Source organism: Malaciobacter sp., from assembly GCF_055140965.1.
In genome coordinates this window covers 1-22209 of record NZ_JBSRRO010000022.1, presented here as the reverse complement: position 1 = coordinate 22209, position 22209 = coordinate 1, and the positions used below count along the sequence as shown (strand labels likewise).

The 22209-nt window shown below is 28.3% G+C and carries 27 protein-coding genes; 15 read left to right on the top strand and 12 right to left on the bottom strand.

Features of this window, described 5'->3' with window-relative positions; all coding sequences use genetic code 11:
- Positions 1–111: 111 nt before the first annotated feature.
- Entirely contained in the window at positions 112–237 is a 126-nt protein-coding gene (locus ACTCCZ_RS07855; RefSeq protein ID WP_265734244.1) for a hypothetical protein, read from the top strand.
- Positions 238–240: 3 nt separating this feature from the next.
- Here ACTCCZ_RS07855 and ACTCCZ_RS07850 read toward each other — a convergent pair whose 3' ends face one another.
- The 11 genes from ACTCCZ_RS07850 to ACTCCZ_RS07800 form a co-directional block, all read right to left on the bottom strand.
- The gene (locus tag ACTCCZ_RS07850) at positions 241–1419 is read right to left on the bottom strand and encodes a M24 family metallopeptidase (RefSeq protein ID WP_079579902.1); all 1179 of its coding nucleotides are present in this window, start codon (positions 1417–1419) and stop codon (positions 241–243) included.
- A 24-nt stretch (positions 1420–1443) separates the two neighbouring features.
- Positions 1444–2841: an NAD-dependent succinate-semialdehyde dehydrogenase gene (locus ACTCCZ_RS07845; protein WP_079579901.1), complete on the bottom strand. Its 1398-nt coding sequence runs from the start codon at positions 2839–2841 to the stop codon at positions 1444–1446.
- A gap of 11 nt (positions 2842–2852) precedes the next feature.
- Positions 2853–4100 carry a diaminobutyrate--2-oxoglutarate transaminase gene (locus ACTCCZ_RS07840; RefSeq protein ID WP_079579900.1) on the bottom strand — a complete coding sequence of 416 codons (1248 nt, stop codon included), beginning with the start codon at positions 4098–4100 and terminating at the stop codon, positions 2853–2855.
- A gap of 14 nt (positions 4101–4114) precedes the next feature.
- On the bottom strand, positions 4115–5278 hold the full coding sequence (gene doeB2, locus ACTCCZ_RS07835) for a N(2)-acetyl-L-2,4-diaminobutanoate deacetylase DoeB2 (RefSeq protein WP_079579899.1): 1164 nt from the start codon (positions 5276–5278) through the stop codon (positions 4115–4117).
- 213 nt (positions 5279–5491) lie between these two features.
- Complete coding sequence (locus tag ACTCCZ_RS07830; RefSeq protein WP_079579898.1) at positions 5492–6223, bottom strand: sulfite exporter TauE/SafE family protein; 732 nt, start codon at positions 6221–6223, stop codon at positions 5492–5494.
- A 1-nt stretch (position 6224) separates the two neighbouring features.
- Complete coding sequence (cysE, locus tag ACTCCZ_RS07825; protein WP_079579897.1) at positions 6225–6962, bottom strand: serine O-acetyltransferase; 738 nt, start codon at positions 6960–6962, stop codon at positions 6225–6227.
- A 1-nt stretch (position 6963) separates the two neighbouring features.
- On the bottom strand, positions 6964–8760 hold the full coding sequence (gene speA, locus ACTCCZ_RS07820) for a biosynthetic arginine decarboxylase (protein ID WP_228145342.1): 1797 nt from the start codon (positions 8758–8760) through the stop codon (positions 6964–6966).
- Positions 8761–8762: 2 nt separating this feature from the next.
- Positions 8763–9974: a histidine--tRNA ligase gene (gene hisS, locus ACTCCZ_RS07815; RefSeq protein WP_079579924.1), complete on the bottom strand. Its 1212-nt coding sequence runs from the start codon at positions 9972–9974 to the stop codon at positions 8763–8765.
- Between the two features lie 7 nt (positions 9975–9981).
- Positions 9982–10548 (bottom strand): dTMP kinase, encoded by a 567-nt coding sequence (gene tmk / locus ACTCCZ_RS07810; RefSeq protein WP_079579895.1) that lies wholly within the window; start codon positions 10546–10548, stop codon positions 9982–9984.
- A complete protein-coding gene (gene coaD, locus ACTCCZ_RS07805) occupies positions 10539–11036 on the bottom strand; it encodes a pantetheine-phosphate adenylyltransferase (RefSeq protein ID WP_079579923.1) in 498 nt (165 codons plus the stop codon). The genes tmk and coaD overlap by 10 nt, the downstream gene beginning before the upstream one ends.
- 2 nt (positions 11037–11038) lie before the next feature.
- On the bottom strand, positions 11039–11593 hold the full coding sequence (locus tag ACTCCZ_RS07800; protein WP_079579894.1) for a UbiX family flavin prenyltransferase: 555 nt from the start codon (positions 11591–11593) through the stop codon (positions 11039–11041).
- A 314-nt stretch (positions 11594–11907) separates the two neighbouring features.
- Between ACTCCZ_RS07800 and ACTCCZ_RS07795 the strand changes: the two genes are divergently transcribed.
- The 14 genes from ACTCCZ_RS07795 (at position 11908) to ACTCCZ_RS07730 (ending at position 21608) form a co-directional block, all read left to right on the top strand.
- On the top strand, positions 11908–12549 hold the full coding sequence (locus ACTCCZ_RS07795; protein ID WP_079579893.1) for a recombinase family protein: 642 nt from the start codon (positions 11908–11910) through the stop codon (positions 12547–12549).
- Between the two features lie 192 nt (positions 12550–12741).
- A complete protein-coding gene (gene rplI / locus ACTCCZ_RS07790) occupies positions 12742–13188 on the top strand; it encodes a 50S ribosomal protein L9 (protein ID WP_079579892.1) in 447 nt (148 codons plus the stop codon).
- Between the two features lie 3 nt (positions 13189–13191).
- Positions 13192–13728 carry an ATP-dependent protease subunit HslV gene (hslV, locus tag ACTCCZ_RS07785; protein WP_079579891.1) on the top strand — a complete coding sequence of 179 codons (537 nt, stop codon included), beginning with the start codon at positions 13192–13194 and terminating at the stop codon, positions 13726–13728.
- A gap of 6 nt (positions 13729–13734) precedes the next feature.
- Positions 13735–15063, top strand: coding sequence for an ATP-dependent protease ATPase subunit HslU (hslU, locus tag ACTCCZ_RS07780; protein ID WP_079579890.1), 1329 nt, complete (start codon positions 13735–13737; stop codon positions 15061–15063).
- 56 nt (positions 15064–15119) lie between these two features.
- A complete protein-coding gene (locus ACTCCZ_RS07775; RefSeq protein ID WP_079579889.1) occupies positions 15120–15425 on the top strand; it encodes a hypothetical protein in 306 nt (101 codons plus the stop codon).
- Entirely contained in the window at positions 15413–16210 is a 798-nt protein-coding gene (locus ACTCCZ_RS07770) for a TatD family hydrolase (RefSeq protein ID WP_322853529.1), read from the top strand. Before ACTCCZ_RS07775 ends, ACTCCZ_RS07770 begins: the two co-directional genes overlap by 13 nt.
- A gap of 36 nt (positions 16211–16246) precedes the next feature.
- Positions 16247–17656, top strand: a complete 1410-nt coding sequence (locus tag ACTCCZ_RS07765) for a lytic transglycosylase domain-containing protein (protein ID WP_159445749.1) — start codon at positions 16247–16249, stop codon at positions 17654–17656.
- Positions 17640–18452 (top strand): septal ring lytic transglycosylase RlpA family protein, encoded by an 813-nt coding sequence (locus tag ACTCCZ_RS07760; RefSeq protein ID WP_416202248.1) that lies wholly within the window; start codon positions 17640–17642, stop codon positions 18450–18452. The genes ACTCCZ_RS07765 and ACTCCZ_RS07760 overlap by 17 nt, the downstream gene beginning before the upstream one ends.
- 9 nt (positions 18453–18461) lie before the next feature.
- Positions 18462–19034 (top strand): imidazoleglycerol-phosphate dehydratase HisB, encoded by a 573-nt coding sequence (hisB, locus tag ACTCCZ_RS07755; protein ID WP_079579886.1) that lies wholly within the window; start codon positions 18462–18464, stop codon positions 19032–19034.
- On the top strand, positions 19031–19528 hold the full coding sequence (locus ACTCCZ_RS07750; protein ID WP_079579885.1) for a KdsC family phosphatase: 498 nt from the start codon (positions 19031–19033) through the stop codon (positions 19526–19528). The genes hisB and ACTCCZ_RS07750 overlap by 4 nt, the downstream gene beginning before the upstream one ends.
- Positions 19519–20046, top strand: coding sequence for an LPS export ABC transporter periplasmic protein LptC (locus ACTCCZ_RS07745; RefSeq protein ID WP_079579884.1), 528 nt, complete (start codon positions 19519–19521; stop codon positions 20044–20046). The genes ACTCCZ_RS07750 and ACTCCZ_RS07745 overlap by 10 nt, the downstream gene beginning before the upstream one ends.
- 11 nt (positions 20047–20057) lie before the next feature.
- Positions 20058–20555: an LptA/OstA family protein gene (locus tag ACTCCZ_RS07740; RefSeq protein ID WP_079579883.1), complete on the top strand. Its 498-nt coding sequence runs from the start codon at positions 20058–20060 to the stop codon at positions 20553–20555.
- A complete protein-coding gene (yihA, locus tag ACTCCZ_RS07735) occupies positions 20555–21166 on the top strand; it encodes a ribosome biogenesis GTP-binding protein YihA/YsxC (protein WP_079579882.1) in 612 nt (203 codons plus the stop codon). Before ACTCCZ_RS07740 ends, yihA begins: the two co-directional genes overlap by 1 nt.
- Positions 21147–21608 carry an N-acetyltransferase gene (locus ACTCCZ_RS07730; protein ID WP_079579881.1) on the top strand — a complete coding sequence of 154 codons (462 nt, stop codon included), beginning with the start codon at positions 21147–21149 and terminating at the stop codon, positions 21606–21608. Before yihA ends, ACTCCZ_RS07730 begins: the two co-directional genes overlap by 20 nt.
- A 5-nt stretch (positions 21609–21613) precedes the next feature.
- On the opposite strand, the gene ACTCCZ_RS07725 is transcribed toward ACTCCZ_RS07730, so the two are convergent.
- The gene (locus ACTCCZ_RS07725) at positions 21614–22108 is read right to left on the bottom strand and encodes a redoxin domain-containing protein (protein ID WP_079579880.1); all 495 of its coding nucleotides are present in this window, start codon (positions 22106–22108) and stop codon (positions 21614–21616) included.
- Positions 22109–22209 lie beyond the last annotated feature (101 nt).

Below are 22209 nucleotides of genomic sequence, written 5' to 3'. Positions count from 1 at the left end.
TATTATACCAAAGAAAGATGAAACTAAATATATAAAAAATGTAAGTTTATAAATTTGTACATTTTATAAGTATTTTTATAATTTAATATAGAAAATAAACTAAGGAGTAACATGAAATTAATAATAAAAATTATATCTTTATTTATAGTATCATTTTTAATAGTATCAATTATTTCATTTGTAATAGAGCCAAGAGCAATTAAAAAAATATACTCTTGGCAAGAAATTTTTAAATAAATTTTATTTAAAAAATAGTTTTCTTGGATAATCACAAAGTGATTCATATCCAGTATCTGTAATTAAAATACTTTCAGTTATCTCTATTCCCCAATCATCTTGCCAAATACCTGGCATAAAGTGAAAAGTCATTCCTGCTTTAAGTATTGTATTATCAGAAGCTCTAATACTAAATGTTCTCTCACCCCAATCAGGAGGATAACTAACACCTATTGGATATCCACATCTAGCGCCATGTCTATCTATGCCATATTTAAGCATTACATTATCAAGTGCTTTTGCAATGTCACTTGCTTTATTACCTGGTTTTGCTTGTTCAAGTCCTGTATCAATTGCTTCAAGTAATGCCTTTTCAGCATTTAAAAACCTTTCAGATGGTTTTCCCATATAAACTGTTCTTGACATTGGGCAATGATATCTTTTATAACACCCTGAAACTTCAAAAAATGTTCCCTCATTTGATTTAAAGGGTTTATTATCCCAAGTGATATGAGAAGCTGAAGCTTCTTTTCCTGAGGGAAGTAAAGGAACAATTGAAGGGTAATCACCACTATATCCATCAACCCCTTCAATTGCTGTTTCATATATTTGTGCAACAACAAAACTTTTTGGTATTCCAACCCTTGCCACATCTAGTATTCTTTGATGAATTTTAGATGTAATTCTTCCTGCAATTTTCATATACTCAATCTCTTTTTCAGATTTTATACATCTAGCCCAGTTTACAAGGTTTTGGCTATCTACAAATCTTGCTTTCCAAAGATTTGATACTAAACTTAAATGGGCTTGTGCAGAATAGTAATAATTATCCATCTCTGTTGCAATTGTTGCATCATGCCAACCTCTAGCAAAGAAGATATTCTTTGCTAGCCATTCCATTGGATGTTTATGGAGATTTTGAACATACTCTTCAGGATAAGCAACTAATTTATCATCTTTCATATAACATCTAAGAAGTGCTGCGCTTCTATCCATAGCTCTTCCAAACCAAATAGGTTCTTCTTCATCTAAAGATACAATTACCCCTTGATGCACATAAAATGACCAACCATCATATCCTGTTAACCAATTCATATTTCCAGGATCAGTTGCAAGAAGTACATCAATGCCTTTTCTTCGCATTTCTCTTTGTACTTTTTTTACTCTTTTTACATATTCTGCTTTAGGAAAAGCTAATTTCATTTTTGCTCCTTAATAAGAAGTAAACTACCCTTTAGCTGGACCTACCCAAACTTGTTGTGTGTTTACAAACATTTTTATACCATGTGGTCCCAACTCTTTACCAATTCCTGATTTTTTAACTCCTCCACTTGGAAGTCTTGGATCAGATTTTACAATGCCATTTATAGAAACTTGTCCTGTAACAATTTTTTTTGCTAACTCTTTTCCTTTTTGAGTGTCACCTGTCCAAATTGAACCACCAAGACCATATTCAGTATTATTTGCTACTTTTATAGCTTCTTTTTCATCTTTTGCTTTAATAATTGCTGCAATAGGTCCAAATGTTTCTTGGCAAGATACTACCATTCCAGGTTCAACATCTGCAAGAATTGTAAGGGGAAAGAAAAAACCTTTTCCTTCATATCTTTGTCCCCCAAGTATCAATCTTGCACCTGCTGCAACTGACTTATCTACTTGTTCATGCATTTGGTCTACTAACTCTTTTCTTGCAATTGGACCTATTGTCGTTGTTTCATCTTTTGGATCACCTAGTTTCAATTTTTCAAATCTTTGTTTAAGTAATTCAATAAATTTTTCATATATTGGTTCTTCTACAATAATTCTTTTAGCTGCTATACAAGATTGTCCTGCATTTATATATCTTGAAAGAGTAATAATATCAGCAGCTTTTTCTAAATCTTGTGTATCTTTTAAAATAATAGCAGGATCACTTCCTCCTAATTCTAAAACAACAGGTTTAATCTCACTACCAGCAATTGCACCCACAGAAGTACCTGCTTTTGATGAACCAGTTAAAGAAATACCTTTTACAATAGGATTTCTAATTATTGTTTCTAAACTAGAGTGTCCTACAACTAAATTTTGAACTACATTTTTAGGAAAACCGGCTTTTTGAAAAGCTTCAATTATTCTTATTGCACATAAAGGAGTATGCGAATCATGTTTCATAATACAAGTATTTCCAGACATAAGAGCTGGTGCTAAATATCTAAAAGCTAACCAAAATGGTGCATTCCAAGGTAAAATACCTAAAGTTACACCTAAAGGTAAATATTGAACATAACTTTCAGTAGCATCAGATTCTAAATATTCAGTTTTTAAATAATCTTCTCCAAATTCTGCATAGTGTTCTGCTGCTAGAGCAGCTTTATTTACTTCTCCTCTTGCTTCATTTATTGGCTTTCCCATCTCTTCTGTCATAGGTAAGGCATAATAATCAAGATTATCTTTCATCTGTTTTGCAACAGCATTTAAAAGCTTTGCTCTTTGCTCATAGGTTGTATCTTGCCACTCATTACAAAATGCTTCTTGAGCATTTTGTAAAATTTCTCTAGTTTCTTGCGTATCATGCATTTTAACTTCATATACATCTTCTTGTGTATATGGATTTATTGATTTAAAGTGTGTTGTACTATATCCCATAATATTTCCCCTTATGATAAAATTGCTTCAACAGAAGCAGTGAATCTTTCTAAACCTTTATTTAATTCTTCATCTGTAATAGTTAAAGGAGGAATAAACTTAATAATTTCACCTGTAGAGCAAGCTCCTATAATCAGACCATTTTCATATGTTTTTGCTGTAATTTCTTTTACTGTTGCTGCACTATCAAACTCAATTGCTAACATCAAACCTTTTTGTCTTACATCAACTACTTTTTCATATTTTGAATTTAGTTTATCTAAAACTTTTCTTACTATATCACCTTTTCTTTTTGTTTCTTCATTGAATTGTTCATTTTTAAAATATTCAAGTCCAATTTTCCCTGCAACAAAAGAGAAACCTTGTCCTCTAAAAGTTCCTGTGTGTTGACCTGGACTCCATGCTTTATCAACTTCTGGTTTATTTACTAACATTCCAATTGGAGTACCAAAACCTCCTAATCCTTTTGCTAAAATTATAATATCAGGATCAACATCTAAATCATCAAAACTAAAGTAACTTCCACATCTTCCACAACCGCATTGAATACTATCTAAAATAAAAAGTGCACCTGTATCTTTTGCAAGTTGTTGAACTCCTTGAAGCCACTGTTTAGTGGCAATTCTAACACCACCTTCTGCTTGAACAGGTTCAACTATAAATGCAGCAGGAGGAAGCATACCAGAAGCTAAATCAAACATTTTTTGTCTTAGGTTTTCTAAAGCATCCATATCATTAAATGTATCTCTAATCACATGGTTTAAAGGAACTCCTGAACTACTTCTAAAAGCATTATTTGCAGTGCAAGCTAATGCTGCTAAAGTCATACCATGAAAACCTCTATTAAAAGCAACTACTTCTGTTCTTCCTGTAATTTTTCTAGCTAGCTTTAATGCTGCTTCTACAGCATTTGTTCCAGTAGGTCCTGTAAATTGAAGCTTTCTATCTTCCCATCCTCTTGGTTTTAAAACTGTATCTACAAATGTTTTAATAAAATCTCTTTTTACATCAGTAAACATATCTAATGAATGAGCAACGCCATCTCTTTGTATAAACTCTATTAATGCTTCTTTCATTTTTGGGTTATTGTGTCCAAAGTTTAAAACTCCAGCACCACCAAAAAAATCTATAAACTCTTTATTGTCTTCATCAATCATTGTTGCATTTGTTGAAGCTTTAAATACAGTAGGTACTGCTCTACAATATGCTCTAATTTCAGATTCATATGTTTCAAAAATTGTTTTATCATTAGCTAACATTTTAAACTCCTTATTTATATAAATTCACATTCTAAGTTTGCAAGTTTTGTAAATACTTTACAAACAGGTTCAATAAGCTCATCATTAAAATCATAATATGCATTATGACAAGGCTTAGTATGTTTTTCTTGACCATCATTACTTCCAATTAATGCAAATGCACCTGGTATTTCTTGTAAATAATAACTAAAATCTTCAGATGCCATAATTGGTGTAGCAATATCACTTTTATAATCTTTTCCTAATACTTCTTCTAATTTATTTCTCATATTTGAAGCTGCATTTTCATGATTTATTGTAGGAGAATATCTATTTCTAAACTCTACAACTGCTTCTGTATTATAAGCTTTTGCTGTATTTTCAGCAATTTCTTTAATTGATTGTGCTACTTCATCTCTTGTTTTTAAATCTGGTATTCTAATACTTCCCTCAATCTTTGCAATAGATGGAATTGTTGTAAGACCACTTCTTGCATCAATTGAAGTAACTGAAACTACACCTGCTTTTTGAGGAGCTATTCTTCTACTTACTATTTGTTGTAATGCCATAGTAATAGCACTAGCAGCAAGTACAGGATCTTTTGAAATTTCAGGTTGAGAAGAGTGACCTCCTTGACCATTTATATCAATATGAAAAGTTCCATTACCTGCCATTACTACTCCATCTGGGCACACTGCTTGACCAAATTTTATTGCTGGCCAATTATGCCATCCATAGATGAACTCAACATCTTTTAATGCCTCTTCTTCAAGCATTTTTTTTGCTCCATGTCCACCTTCTTCAGCAGGCTGAAAAACCAAAGAAACAGGACCTGGAAGCTGTTCTTCATGTTGCTTTAACCAAATTGCAGTTGCTAAAAGTGTTGCTGTATGACCATCATGGCCACATGCATGCATGCAATTTGGTTTTTGTGATTTATATGGAACTGTTGTTTGTTCATCTATTTGTAAAGCATCGATATCGCCTCTTAGTGCAATATGAGTACCTTTTGCATTTGGTGCAAGGGTAACAACAGTTCCTGTATTGGCAAACTCTTTGTAGGGGGTATAATGGGCTTTTAGTGCTGCTCTGATAGCTTTTGCAGTATCTACTTCTTCCCAAGTTAGCTCAGGATTTTTATGTAACTCTTTTCTAAATTCTTTTGCAAACTCTATTATTTCTATCCATTTAAGTTTCATAATTTATCCTTACATTAATAGCTAGAATGAAAAATTGTATCATATTAAATAGGAATTTACAACAATTTTACTATTAAGAGTAATTATTATTTTTATTTTGATAACTTTTATTGAATTTAAAATTAGAAAAATAGAGTTATTTGTTCATTATCGAAGCGTTTAGTAGTATATAATCAAACAAGTGAGAAAAAAAGTTACTTTTCTCTCAAGTTTTTATATTGTTTTGTAAATCATCATAAATAACACACTTATGTATAAAAGTAAAATATATTTTTTATATGAATTTGAATGTATAAAAGTTTTTATTTTTATTCCAAAATAAACACCTAAAAGTGATGCAATACCAACTATTGCACCCTCTGTTAGTAATATTTGTTCATGAATCCAAAGGGAAGTAAATCCAGCAATTGAGGAAAATACCACAAAAAATAGTCCTAATGCAGTTGCTCTTTTTAGGCTATAGTGCATAAATCCTACTAAAATTGGAGTTAATATAACAGAGCCACCAACTCCAATACTCATTGCTATTAAACCTATAAAAAAACCAATTACAATAAGAATAAGCTTATTTTGTGTCCTTTCTTCTTTTATAGGTTCAGCAGGAGAGAAAAAGATTTTCATAATTGAAAAAATAACAATACATATAAATAGATATTGTAAAAATTCATTTGAAAATTTTGAAACTATATATCCACTAAAAAAGCCACCAAGCATCCCTCCAATGCCTATAAATAGACCATCTTTTAGAACCTTAGCATTTTTTTTAATATTTAAGAAACTTCCAAAAATTGAGCTAAATACCATTTGCGTAATTGATATTGCAATTGCAGCTTTCATTTCAAAACCTGAAACGATTAATAAAGGAACAAGAATCATACCCCCACCAACACCAAAAAAACCAGAAACAAATCCAGTTAGTGTTCCTAATGCTAATAACTCTACCATTTTATTGTTTTATTGAGTTCATTGCTTGAATAAATCTTTCGTAAATATCTTCAAGATCTTTATCTTCACTGCTTAAATCAATACCTTCGTATTTTTTTACTGCATTTTCAAGTACTGCAACTCTTTTTAGTAAATAATCAAACATTTCTTTATTGATATCTGGTAAGTCATTGTGAGATAATTTGCATTTTTTATCATCTCTTTTGATAATTTTTGCAGGAACTCCAACTGCTGTAGAGTTTTTTGGTACATCGCATATAACAACTGAGTTTGCTCCAATTCTTGAGTTTTTGCCTATTGTTATATTTCCTAAAACTTTAGCTCCACTACCAATTACAGAGTTAGATTTAATAGTTGGATGTCTTTTACCTTTATTTAATGATACTCCACCAAGAGTCACTCCTTGATAAATAAGTACATCATTTTCAACAATAGTAGTTTCACCTATTACAACACCTATTGCATGGTCTATAAATACTCTTCTTCCTATTTGACATCCAGGGTGAATATCTGTTTTTGTTAAAAAAGTAGATATTCCACTAATCACCCTTGAAAGTCTTTTAAAACCTTTTTTGTGTAATGCATTTGCAACTCTATAATTTATTATTGCCCAAACTCCTGGATAATTAAAAAAAAGTTCTATGCTTGATTGAAGCGCAGGATCATTTTGTTTTGGGACAGAGAAATCCTCTTTGATTAATTTCCAAAGGGATAACTCTTCTTCATTTTGTTTCGTCATATTAACTCCAAGTTGTCTTTAAATATGAATTATCATATAAATATTTTTCTAATATATTATAAATATCTTTATCTAGTTTTTCATTTAATATAGCTTTAATTTCATCTGTATCATAATCAATATCTTCTAATATATCAATAATTTTTTGTGATTCTATAATATGCTCTAATTCAACTTCATCATTTTCATTAAAAAGTACATTTACCTCTGTTGGGTGAGAAAATAAGTTATGTTTCATTCCCAATACATCTTGATATGCACCAACTTGGAAAAACCCTATAAAATACTCTTCTTCATCCAAATTAACATCATGTAAATATAAAGGTTTATTAGGATCAAATTCAATTTCACCATCACTATCACAAGTAATATCCCATATGGAAGCACTTCTAGTTGGTTTTTTGTCTAAATGTGTAATTGGCATTATTGGAAACTCTTGTTTTATTCCCCAAAAATCAGGTAATGATTGAAAAATTGAGAAATTCAATAAATATTTCTCTTGAATTTTATTGTCAATTCTTTTTAGCTCTTCATAATCATCAACTTCTAAAAATGAAATAGCTTTTTTTATTATTAGGTTTGCTAAAATTTCAGCATTTGATCTATCTTCTAAATCAATATAACCTAAATCAAATAGTTTTAAAAGTGAATCTAGATGATCAATACTATCATGCATATACTCTAGTGCATTTTTCTTTTTCATATCTTTATATAGTTCATTAAGCTCTTCAATTAAAGGAGGATTTTTCTTCTTTAATCTTAAATGAGCTGCTTCATATTCAGCTGAAAAGAGTTCTAATACAGGAGCTATTAAAACAGCACTAGATGCAGATATAAATCTTCCAGATTCTGTAAAAATATTTGGTTCTTCTACGCCTTTTTGTTTAGCAATATTTTTAAGAGTAAAGATTACATCACTTGCAAATTCATGTAAAGAGTAGTTAATTGTTCTATTAAATTGAGAGTATTCAACAGCAAGTCCTCCTCCAATATTAATAGCACTTAAATTAGTAGCTCCTAGATTTTTTAGTTCTGCATAAATGTGACCTGACTCTTTTAATGCATTTTTTAAAGGTTTGATACTATTCATAGATGATCCAATATGAAAATGAATCATTGTTAAATATTCGCAAAGGTCATTTTTTTCTAATTGATCATAAGCTTCAAGAATCTCAGTTGAGCTTAAGCCAAATTTAGAATCAATTCCACCTGATTTTGCCCATGCGCCACTTCCACTGTTAAACAGTCTTACTCTAACTCCTATATTAGGTGGTTGAAGTTTTGTTTCCTTTGCAACATCAATTATTGTTTCAAGTTCATTTAAACCTTCAATAATTAAAGTTATATTATGACCCATTTTTTTAGCAATAAAACCTAAATGAATCATCTCTTTATCTTTAAATCCATTTACTGTAATTGGTGCATTTTTATTGTAAGTCATTGCAATAAAAAGTTCAGCTTTACTTCCTGCTTCTAAACCATACTTGTGTTTTTCTCCAGCTTTAATTAAAGGCTTTACAAAAGTAGGGTATTGATTTACTTTTAAAGGAAACACAGCATTAAATGAGCCTTTATAAGAGTACTCTTTAATGGCTTTTGTATATGTATCATAAAGCCTATCTATTTGTTTTTCAATTAAGTGTGGAAACCTAAAAAGTAAAGGACCTTTATAGTCTTTTTTTCTTATGCTATTTACTAACGAAATTAGTGAGGGTTTATTTTTATAGTTAAGTTTTAATTCTCCCTCTTCAATAATAAAATTATTATTACTCCAAATATCAATTCCAAAATTATTCAATATTAAAAATCCTCAAGTTTTATTTTTGTTTCTTCTTTAGTATCTATATTTTTCATATAAATAGTATTATCTTTCAATTCATCTTCTCCAACTAACACAACAATATTGGCATTTACTTTTTCTGCTAATTTGAAATGTTTTCCAAAGCCTCTTGGGGTATACTCCATAAAGGTTTGATTGGTTTTTCTTTTTATATTACTTAACTTTGTGATTTGATTTAAAGCCTCTTCATGCAAAGCACCAATATAATATATATCTTCTTTTGATTCTTTTACTTTAACTAATTCAAGTAATCTTTCAATACCAATAGCAAATCCAATTCCAGGAGTTTCCCTTCCTCCTAAAAACTCAACTAATCTATCATATCTTCCACCACCTGCTATTGCACTTTGTGCACCTATTTCATCACTTACAAATTCAAATGCAGTTTTAGAGTAGTAGTCTAATCCTCTAACAAGATTGCTATCTACTTCATAAGAGATATTATTAAAATCTAAAATCTCTTTTAATTTTTCAAAATCTATATCACAAGAACTACATAAATTATTTGTAATTTTAGGTGCATTTATAAGTAAAGATTGACACTTTTTGTTTTTGCAATCTAGAACTCTTATTGGGTTTGTTTCTATTCTTTTATTACAATCTTCACATAGTTCATTTTTAAAACTATTTAAGTGTGCAATAAGATTTTCTTTGTAAGGAGGCATGCACTCTTTACATCCCAATGAGTTTAATTGTAGTTTATAAGAGATACCAAAAAACTCTAAAATATCTTTTAACATCATGATGATATTTGCATCTTCATAAACAGAGTTAACACCAAATACTTCTGCTCCAAATTGGTGAAACTCTCTTAATCTACCTTTTTGAGGTCGTTCATATCTAAACATAGGTCCGTGATAGTACCATCTTTTAACTCCACCAGCTCTATCAAATTTGTTTTGAATAAAATTTCTTACAACTCCTGCTGTTCCCTCAGGTCTTAAACATACATCATTTTCACCCTTATCAATAAATTGATACATCTCTTTATTTACAATATCAGAGCTTTCTCCAACACTTCTTTTAAAAAGGGCTGTTTCTTCTAAAATAGGTGTCTCTATATATTCAAAACCATAATTTTTTGCTATCTTTGCAGCATTTTCGCAAAAATAAGTAAATAGTTTACTGTCATTATCTAAAATATCTTTCATGCCTCTTAGGCTTTGTATCATATTTTGTTTACTCATTTAAAAAATCCTCTATATCTTTTGAAATTTTTTCGATACTTAAACTTGCATCTATAAAAATATAATTTAAATCTAATTCTTTTATTGTCTTTTCCATTCTATTTTGAATATCTATTAAATAATCAATTCCTCTTGCTTCTATAGAATCATGCTCTTTTTGTGAAAGTCTATTTTCTAGCTCTTGCTTTGATAGTTTTAATAAAATCACATGACTTGGCAAGACATTATTTGTTGAAATAAGATTTAAATCTATCACTGTTTTTAAAGGTAAGTTTTGAGCATAAGCAATACCTGATATCATTGATCTATCAGAAATAACTATTTTATCTCTATTTTTTAACACTACTTCTTGTATATGCTCAGCTCTATCTGCTAAAAACAAGAACATTTCAGCAAGCTTAGAGTTTGCTTCTCCTGTTAAAACCATTTGTCTTAATTTTGAACCAATTGGTGTTCCTCCTGGTTCTTTTGTAAATACTGCATTATTATATTTTTTAGCAAGAATCTCTAATTGCGTAGATTTTCCTGCTGTATCAATTCCTTCAATTACTACATACATTTTAATACTTCTTTTGGTACAAGATGACAAAAGCTTCCATTAAACATAATCAATTCTCTAACAATTGTAGAGCTAACGAAAGCATTTTTTAAAGTTGGCATAAGATAAAGAGTCTCTAAGTCTTTGTTTATAGAAGAGTTTGCATATCCCATTTGTAATTCATATTCAAAGTCACTAACTGCTCTTAATCCTCTTATTATGGTATTTATTTTCATTTGTGTTGCAAGCTCCACAAGTAAAGTATCAAAACCAATTACAGTTACTTTTTCAAGATCTTTTGTTGCTTCTTTTGCAAAATTAACTCTTTGTTCATGGGAGAACATTGGATTTTTTCTTTCACTTTTTGCTACAGCTACAACTACTTCTTCAAAGATACTTGTAGCTCTTCTTACAATATCCATATGACCATTTGTTATTGGATCAAAAGTTCCACTATAAATAGCTTTTTTATATGTTCCGCCATTATTTGTTTTTTCATTATTTTGCATATTTATTCCCATCTTTTGTATAAATTATTATCAATTCCTAATAAATCAAACCATTTTCCTATTAAGAAGTATTCCATATCTTCTAAAGTTTGTTGACTTGAATAATAGCCCAAACTTGGAGGAGCAACAATTACTCCTAATTGGGATAATTTAAGCATATTTTCTAAGATGATTGTATTGTAAGGCATCTCTCTTGGTGCAATAACTATCTCTTTTTTTTGTTTAAGCATTACTGTAAAAGCTCTTGTTATTAAGCTATCTGAAATTCCAATAGAACACTTTGCAAGAGTATTCATAGAACAGGGTAAAATTATCATTTTATCTATACCAAATGAACCAGAAGCTATTGAAGCTGAAATATCACTATCATTTAAAATTGTTAAGTTTTTTTTATCTTTGAAATAATTAGAAATAGAGATATCTTCTTCAAGCTTTAAAGCAATTTTTGCACTTTTTGAAGCTACTAAAAACACCTCTACATTTTCAGGAATATTATCAACAAATTTAAGAGCTAAACTTGCTCCACTAGCACCAGTAATGGCAACAGTTAATTTCAATACAAATCCTTTAAGAATTATCTTATTAAGAAAAGATTTTATCTAACTTTTACTTTATTGCAAATCAAAAAAAAATAAATAATAAAAAACTCAAAGGAGGTGTAAAGATTTGCCAATTTATTTTTTTCAAAATGTATAACATATATTTGTATAACTATTTTAGTAAAAGCCAATAAAAAAGCTATTTTTAAAGGCTTAGTTAAGCTTTGTTTTATCAAAACTGTAATAACATTTCGTATAACAAAAAATATTATAAATATAACAAAATGTTTAATTATATATTTATAATAATACTTATTGTAAAAGGATTTAAAGTGTCTAAAATTTTTAGTTTTGTTCGAATAAATAAAAATAATGAGGTGTATACCAAACAACAAAATGATGTTCTAAATGAGTATATAAAAAAACAAAATATTAAAATTTATCAAACTATTGAAATAGAAATCAATACTCCAAGTGATGAAAAAAATATGCTAGATTTTCTAAAAAATTCTCAAAGTAAATCAACTTTATTAGTTGCAGATTTAAATGTTTTTGGAAGAACAGTTGAAACAATTTTAGAGATAGTTAAATTTTTATTAAGTAATAAAATTAGAATAATTGTAATAAAACAAAATTTAGATTTAATAGATGATAATGACATGTTAACTCAGATGATTTTAGGTGTAATTTCTATGACTTTAAAACTTGAAAAAGAGCTTATGAGTATTAGAACTAAAGAAGCACTTACTGCAAAAAAATTAGAAGGTGCTCATCTTGGAAAACCAAAAGGTACAATTCAAAAATCAAAATTTGATAATCAAAGAGAAAAAATAGAAGAGTTATTATCTGTTGGTTTATCAGTAAGAAAAATTGCAAAACTTTTAGGTTATAGTAATCATATTGGATTAAACAATTATGTCAAAAAAAGAAGTATTAGAGAAAATTTGAGAAACACTCTTGATATTGCAAGTTAATATCAAGAGTATAATTTTTATATTATAATCAAAATAAAAAAGAGAATAAAGTGTCAAACATGTACTTTATTCTCTTTTTTTATTTGTCTAAAATTTTAAAACTTATAATTTTAATATTTATTCTTATCATTTATATTCACTTCATTAAACTTATTGTAGAATATTAACTATTTATTTATATGGAGATATTTTATGAAAGTTTTATTAACAAAAGATGTAAAAAGTTTAGGTAAAGCAGGTGAAGTTAAAGAAGTAAAAGATGGATACGGAAAGAACTTCTTAATTGGTAAAGGTCTTGCTTTACATGCAACGAACGATGTAATAAGAAAATATGAAGCACAAAAGAAAAGAGAGCAAGAACAAATAGCTATAGAAATTGATGAGGCTAAGAAATTAGCAGAAACTTTAAATTCTACAAAATTAACAATCAAACATAAAGCTGGTGCAAATGGACATCTAATAGGTTCAGTTACAAATAAAGAGATAAGCGAAGCTTTAAATGAAGAGTTTAAAATTGAAATTGATAAAAAAAATATATCTTTAGATAAAAAAATAAAAGCACCTGGTATTTACGAAGTTGATTGTAAATTAGGTCATGCTGTTCATGCAACTTTAAAAGTTGACATTATAGGAGAGTAGTTAATGTTTGAAGCAACTACAATATTAGCCTACAAAGGTGAAAAAGAAGCCGTAATTGGTGGAGATGGACAGGTTACTTTTGGTAATTCTGTTTTAAAAGGTAATGCTACTAAAATTAGAACTTTATATAATGGGAAAATTTTAGCAGGTTTTGCAGGTAGTACAGCTGATGCTTTCAATCTTTTTGATATGTTTGAAGAGCATTTACAAACTACAAAAGGTGATTTGTTAAAAGCAGTAATTGCTTTTTCTAAAGCTTGGAGAAAAGATAAGGTTTTAAGAAGATTAGAAGCAATGATGATTGTTTTAAATAAAGATCATATTTTTATTTTAAGTGGAAATGGTGATGTAGTAGAGCCAGAAGATGGAAAAATTGCTTCAATTGGAAGTGGTGGAAATTTTGCAATCTCTGCTGCAAGGGCTTTAGATAAACATGCAAGTTTACCTGCACAAGATTTAGTAAAAGAATCATTGATGATTGCAGGTGAATTATGTATTTATACAAATCAAAATATTAAAATTTTAACAATAGAGGAATAGTATAGTATGGATTTAACTCCTAAACAAATAGTTAAGTATCTTGATGATTATATTATTGGACAAGATGACGCAAAAAAGACAATTGCATTAGCATTAAGAAATAGATTTAGAAGAATGCAAGTTGAACCAGTACTTCAAGAAGAGATAATGCCTAAAAATATTCTTATGATAGGAAGTACAGGTGTTGGGAAAACTGAAATTGCTAGAAGATTAGCTAAGATGATGGGATTGCCATTTGTTAAAGTTGAAGCTAGTAAATATACAGAAGTTGGATTTGTAGGTAGAGATGTTGAATCTATGATTAGAGACTTAGTTTATGAATCTATAAATTTAGTAACAAAAGAGTATGAAGAAAAAATTGTTGATAAAATTGATGGAGAAGTTAATAGAAAAATAATAGAAAAACTTGTTCCACCTTTACCAGAAACTGCAACTGAAACTGCAAAAGAGTCATTTATTAAAACATATAATAAAATGGAAGAAAAATTATTAAGTGGTGCTTTAGATGATAAAAAAATAGAGATTGAACTTCCTAAGAAAACACATGTTGAAATAATTGATTCTTCAATGCCAATGGATATGAGCTCAATGCAAGAGAGTCTTTCTAAAATGTTAGGCGGACTAAATAAAGAAAAAGTTAAAAAAGAAGTAACAATTAAAGATGCAAGGGTTTTATTAAGAGATGAAGCAAGTGAGAATCTACTTGATCATGAAGCTATAAAAATTGAAGCAATTAAAAGAACTGAAAATGGTGGAATCATATTTTTAGATGAAATTGATAAAATTGCTACAGGAACAAAATCTCAAAATCAAGATCCTTCAAAAGAGGGTGTTCAAAGAGATTTACTTCCAATTGTTGAGGGAAGTTCTGTTCAAACTAAGTTTGGGCAAGTTAAAACTGATCATATTTTATTTATTGCTGCTGGAGCATTTCATGTTAGTAAACCAAGTGATTTACTTCCTGAACTTCAAGGAAGATTTCCTTTAAGAGTAGAATTAAGCTCATTAGATGAAGATGCATTATATAAAATATTAACTAATACAAAAAATTCTCTTTTAAGACAATATGAGGCATTATTAAAAGTTGAAGATGTAACATTAGAGTTTAGTGATGATGCAATTCATGCTTTTGCCAAATATTCAGTAACTGCAAATGAGAAAACTGAAGATATTGGTGCAAGAAGACTTCATACTGTAATTGAGAAAGTTATTGAAGATATTAGTTTTAGTGCAGATGAGAAAAAAGGTGAAACTATTATAGTTGACAAAGATTTAGTTGAGAAAAAACTAGAGGATATTGTTGAAAATGAAGATACTGCAAGGTATATCTTGTAATATTTTAATTTTTTATTTGATAGAATAGTAAAAGTATAAGAAAACAGGGAGTAGTTATGAATATAGTAACATTTTGTGATGTAGATGATTCTTTAATAGATAGTAAGCACAGTGTAGAACATTATGATAGTGGAATTACGCAAAAAGCAGATATTGCAATTTTAGATATTAACTCTATTTTTGATTTTGAAGAGAATAAACATGAAGCTTGTAAAGAAAAATATGTGTCAATTGCAGTAATTGATGATGATAGTGATTATGATGCATTTAAAAACTTTGGAGTTGATGCTTGGATTAAGGGTGAGGATATTCAAGATATTAATGCAATCATAAATCTTGTTGAAAAGAGATTCCTATCATAATAATTGATACACATTGCCATCTTGATAATGAAATGTATTGTCAAGATGTACATGAAGTAATAGCAAATGCATTAGATTCAAATGTAAAAGGTTTTTTAATACCTGGTGCAGATCCAAAAGATTTACCTAAAGCTGTTGAATTAGCACAACAGTATGATGAGGTATTTTTTTCTGTAGGAGTACATCCTTATGATGCAAAAGATTATGATGAAGAAGTACTTAAAAAATATGTTACTCACCCAAAATGTATTGCTATTGGAGAATGTGGTCTAGACTATTTTAGACTCCCTGAAGATGAAAATGAAAAAGAAGAAGAGATAAAAAGACAAAAAGAGGTATTTACAAAGCAAGTACAGTTTGCAACAGAAGTTAATAAACCTCTTATTGTTCATGTAAGAAATGCTTCAAATGATTCAAAAAAAATATTATTAGATAATAATGCAGGTAAAGTTGGTGGAGTTTTACACTGTTTTAATGCAGATGAACAACTTTTAAGTTTAGCTAATGAAAATTTTTATTTTGGAATAGGAGGAGTTTTAACTTTTAAAAATGCAAGAAAACTTGTTCAAGTTTTAAGTAAAATTCCAAAAGAAAAAATTGTTGTAGAAACAGATGGCCCTTATTTAACTCCACATCCTTTTAGAGGAAAACGAAACGAACCATCTTATACAAACTATGTAGTTGAAAAAATAGCTGAACTTTTAGAGATGGAAGTTGATGAAGTGAAAACTTTAACTACACATAATGCTAAAACTTTATTTAAGGAGTTCTCTAATATAAATTAGATAAAATATATGCTATTTTAACAATTAGGAATGTATTTGTATAAGTTAGTCATATTTTTATTTATATTAGTAAATTACTCATGGGCTTCTTTAATAGGAGCTAATTATAACCAAAGAGACATGCAAATATTAGAGGATTTACAAATTAAATCCTCTTTTATTACAGATTATAAACTTCAAAAAACATATAATAATTTATTAAGAAAACATAATCAAAACAATTATGTAAGAAAATTAAGTGATGCATCACTGTTTGTACCTAAAATCAAAAAGATATTAAGAGAAGAAGAGATACCTTCTGTTTTTTTGTATATGGCAATGGCAGAGTCTGATTTTACTATTGATGCTAAATCAAATGTAAAGGCAACTGGTATTTGGCAGTTTATGTCAGAAACAGGAAAACATTTTGATTTAAATATTAATTTATATGTTGATGAAAGAATGGATCTTGTTAAATCAACAAAAGCAGCAACACAATATTTGAAATATTTGCATAAAAGATTTGACAAGTGGTATTTAGCTGCACTTGCTTATAATTGTGGTGAGGGAAGAGTAATTGAAGCAATTACTAGAGCTACAATTGATAAATATGTACAAGAAAATCCAAAAGAAAAAAATAGTAGTAAAATTCAAGAATTTAGACATACAATCTACTCTTATCAAAGAGGAAGAGAGCCTTTTTATAAATTAAATAGAGTTTATAAAGAAATTAAAGATTGGGATGTTTCTTTAGATATTGATGATTTCTTAAGAGTTCAAAAAAATATCACAAGACAATATATTCCAAGTGAAAGTAGAATGTATATTAGAAAAATTATTGCACTTGGTATGATGAATAACCAAAGTTTTATTACAGAAAATGACAATGCCCATCTTTTAAATATAGGTGCTACTTCTTCTGTTGCAACTATACCTGTAAAAGGTGGTTTACATTTAAAGTCAATTTCAACAGCAGTTGGGATTGATTATGAAGAGATTAAAAATTTAAATAAGCATTTAAAATTACAAATAGTACCTCCATATGAAAAAACTTATGATATATATATTCCTTATAGTAGACTTGCTAGATATCAAGCAAATAAAAATCTAATTAAAGATAGTAAGTATTTAGTATATATAGTTAAAAGAGGCGACTCTTTACATAAAATTGGTAATAAATATAATATTTCATATAAAATTATTAAAGATTTTAATAAATTAAACACAAATATTTTATCTTTGAAACAAAAACTAATTATTCCTATTAGTTCAAATAAATCTAATAGTAGTAATATAAGATTAGCAAAAGCAAATACTAAAACTACACTTATATATAAAGTTAAAAATGGGGATACTTTATACTCAATTGCCAGAAAATATAATATTGATTTAAAAAAACTAATGAGTGATAATGAATTAAAATCAAATTTTATAAATATTGGAGATAAAATTGTTATTAAAAAATAGGTTTTTTAAAAATGGTGTTATTTTAAGTGCAACTTTTTTGTTCACTGGTTGTTTTTCATCTTTTAGTAATCAAAACTATTCTTATGGAAATTCAAATAACTATTCAGGTTACAAATCAATTCCAAAAGAGAAAATGAGAAACTCAAAAGCTATGCATAAAGCTACTATGAGACCTTATCAAATTGCTGGTAAATGGTATTATCCAACTTTGGCAAAAGTAGGAGATGAACAAGATGGTATAGCTTCTTGGTATGGTCCAAATTTTCATGCTAAGAAAACATCAAATGGTGAAACTTATAATATGTATGCTATGACAGCAGCACATAAAACCTTACCTATGAATACAATGGTAAAAGTTAATAATCTTGAAAATGGAAAGTCAACGGTTGTTAGAATTAATGATAGAGGACCTTTTGTAACTGGAAGAATTATTGATTTATCAAATAAGGCTGCTCATGCGGTTGATATGGTAAAAAAAGGAACAGCAAGAGTTAAAATTACTGTTTTAGGTTTTCATGGAAAAATTGCACAAACTACATCTGAGAAAAATGAAACTATGTCTGTTGGAAGATATTTTGTACAAGTTGGGGCATTTAGAAATCTTTCTGGTGCAAAAATAACAAAAAGAAAATTTGAAAATATTATTGGGAATAATTATACAGTAGTAATAAAAGATGGGTATTATGATAATGCACCTATAAATAGAGTTTGGGTAAGTGGTTTTAGAAGTGAAGAGGAAGCCATTGATTTTAAAACAAAACTTGGAATTAGTGGTGCTATGATTATTGCACAATAGGGAGAAAATATGGTTGAGTTAAGTAGAAAAACAAAAGAAACTGATATAAAGTGTAAACTTAATATTAATGGAAGTGGTATAAATAAAATAGAAACTGGTATTGGTTTTTTTGATCATATGTTAGAAGCACTAAGTAAACATAGTGGAATTGATATAGAGTTAACTTGTAAGGGTGATTTGCATATTGATTTTCATCACAGTGTTGAGGATTGTGGTATTGTATTAGGTAAAGCTTTAAAAGAAGCAATTTTTCCAATACAAGCAGTTGAAAGATATGGAAATGCAACTGTTGTTATGGATGAAGCAGCTGTTTCATGTGCTCTTGATTTAAGTAACAGGCCTTTTTTAGTATATGATATAAATTTAACTGAAAAAGTAGGTGAGTTTGATGTAGAGCTTGCAGAAGAGTTTTTTCATGCATTTATTATGAATGCTGGACTTACTTGCCATATAGTTTATGAAAGAGGAAAGAATAAGCACCATATTCTTGAAGCAGCATTTAAAGCAGTTGCAGTTGCCCTTAGACGAGCAATGGTTAAAAATGAAAAAATTGGTATTCCTAGTACTAAAGGTATTTTATGATTGAACTAATTGTTTTAGATGTTGATGGAACATTAACAGATGGAAAAATAATTTATACAAATAGTGGTGATGAGTTAAAAGCTTTTGATGTAGCCGATGGCTTAGCTATTGCAACATGGAGTAAAAAACTAGGAAAAAAAGTTGCTATAATTACAGGAAGAACATCTAAAATAGTAGAAAAAAGAGCTTCTGATTTGCAAATTGAGTATCTTTATCAAAACATCCATAATAAAGATGAAGTATTAACTGAGATTTTAAAAAAAGAGGGTTTATCTTGGAATCAAGTTGCTGCAATTGGTGATGATTTAAATGATTTTAAAATGCTAAAAAAAGTAGGGCTTTCATTTACGCCTTCTAATGGAACACACTATTTAAAAGATTTTGTTGATGTTATTTGTAAAAATAGTGGTGGTAATGGAGCTATTAGAGAGATGATAGAGTATATAGTAAAAAAAGACAATATTGAGCAGGAGTTCATAAACTCATGGTTATAAAAGCATTTACTTATATACTTTTAATTGTTGCAATTGGGGTTTATTTTATTCCTATTGATAAGGTTGATAGTAGTTTAGATGAAAAAGATATACCATTAGTAACTTTTAATGATTCAACTATGTACACTTTAAATGAACAAACAACAACAAAAATAGTAAATTCAAAAAAAGTTTCAAGATATAAAACAAAAGATATTATGTATGAGGGTGATTTTATTTTAAAAGCAAATGATAAAAAGATAGAAAATGCAACTGATTACATAAGTGCAAATGTAATAATTAAAAAAAATGAAGATTTTACTTTTTTAGATGATGTTAAATTTAGAAGAAATGATTTTATCTCTTTAGATACACAAGAACTTTATTATAATGAAAAAACACAAATAGCAAAAAATAGTGTTCCTTTTAAAGGAACTTATTATAATCATAAAATTGATGGGAAAAATTTGTATTTGGATATGAAAAAAGAGATTATCAAAGCAAAAAATTCACATTTTGAAATAGAAACAACAAAATAACAAGGATTAAAATGAAATATTTATTTTTAACTTTTTTAGCTACTTTAACACTAATGGCAAATGAGGGTAAATTAATAATAGATGCAAAAAAGTTTGAAGCAAACGATGCAAAAGGAATATCAGTTTTTACAGGTAATGTAAAATTGAAAAAAGAAAAAGATAGATTAAATTCAGACAGGCTTGATGTTTATATGTCTGCAAAATCTTCTACTAAAAAAAGAACTCCTTTAAAGTATGTAGCAACAGGAAAAGTGACTTTTGAAATTATTTCTCAAGATAAACATTATGAGGGTAAAGGTGATAAAGTTATTTATTATCCAAGTAAACAACAGTATGAAATTTATGGAAATGGTTTTATTAAAGAAAAAATTGAAGATAGAAAAATTTATGGAAATATAATTTATATCAATCAAGTAACAGGTGAAGCAAAAGTTAGTGGAACAGATAATAAACCTGTAAGATTTATTATTAATATTGAAGATAAAAATGAGAAAAAGGCTGATAAATAATGAAAATAGTTGAAGCAACATTCTTAACTTCGGCACAAAGCATAAATGATTCACCAACTCCAAATATGGCAGAAGTTGCTTTTCTTGGAAGAAGTAATGTAGGAAAATCATCTTTATTAAATACTTTAACAAATAGAAAAGGTTTAGCTAAGTCTTCTTCAACACCAGGGAAAACTCAGCTTATTAACTATTTTGATATTAAGTTTAAAACGCAAAGTGAAGAGTTACCTTATCTTTTTGCAAGATTTGTTGATTTACCAGGATTTGGTTATGCAAAAGTATCAAAAGGTTTGAAAAAAGATTGGAATAAAAACTTAACAGGTTATTTAGAAGAGAGACCTTGTTTACAAGTTTTTGTACATTTAATAGATTCAAGACATACAACATTGGATATTGATAAAAATGTTGATGAATTTTTAGATCTTATAAAAAGAGGAGATCAAAAGATTATTCATGCATTTACAAAAACAGATAAATTAAAACAGAATGATTTAGCAAAATTAAAAAGAGCATATCCTGAGGGTATTTTTATCTCAAATTTGAAAAAAAGAGGGATGATGGATCTTCAAAATGCAATTACGGAGCATTTATTTGGAAATCAAATTTTTTAAACCAACAGTTAAGCATATTATACAAATGCAAGAGCTTGTAAAACCAGAAGTTGAAAGTGGTAAGATTTTACTAAGAACCGAAGATGAAATGGCAAATACAATTAGGTCATACACTGTTGTTAGTGTTGATGGTAAACTAGCTGGATTTACTGCTTTGCATATTCACTCTTGTAGATTAGCAGAAGTTAGAAGTTTAATTGTTTCAAAAGATTTTCGAGGTTTAAAGCTAGGTAAAAAACTTGTTGAAGCTTGTATAAGTGAGGGTAAAAAATATGATTTAGAACAAATTTTATCTTTAACTTATGAAGAGGGTTTTTTTGAAAGTTTAGGCTTTAAAAAAATAGAAAAAGAGAATATTCCAGAACATAAAATTTGGGCTGATTGTATTAGATGTAAGCATTTCCCAATTTGTGAAGAAATAGCTATGGTTTACGATTTATAGTTTTTTTAATCAATCCACCATAGTCTTGCAAATAATCCAAAAGTTGAAGTATATCCTACCTCACTAAATCTTAGATTTTTATTTTTATCATAAATTAGTGTTGTAGGAAAGGCTTTAATATTGAATTTTCTTGAGAAGTAGCCATCTGTATCATCAACTACTTTAAAGCTTAATTCGTTATTTTTCAAGTATTGTTTTATATTTTCTTTATTTCTTGATTGTACTGCTATAGTTAAAACTTCATAATCTTTTGAAAGTCTTTGTATATTTGGTGCTTCTATTTTGCAAGTAGGACACCATGTCGCCCAAAAATGAATAATAATAGGTTTGTCCTTAGATATATTATAAGTTTGATTATTTAGTAGCTTAAAACTCTTTATAGATAGTTTCTCTTTATTTAAATCAAGAGATCTATAATAGCTAACTATATTTAGTATAATTGTTAAAGAAACAATAAAAAATATTATCTCTTTTAGATATTTTTTTAGTTTTTCTTTCATCTATTTTCCTCGTATAATAAATTTATCAAGTTACTAGATCAAATAAGAGTAGTAATCTGATAGTTATTTAGACTTTGGTAAAGTTAAATATTGTTTTACCA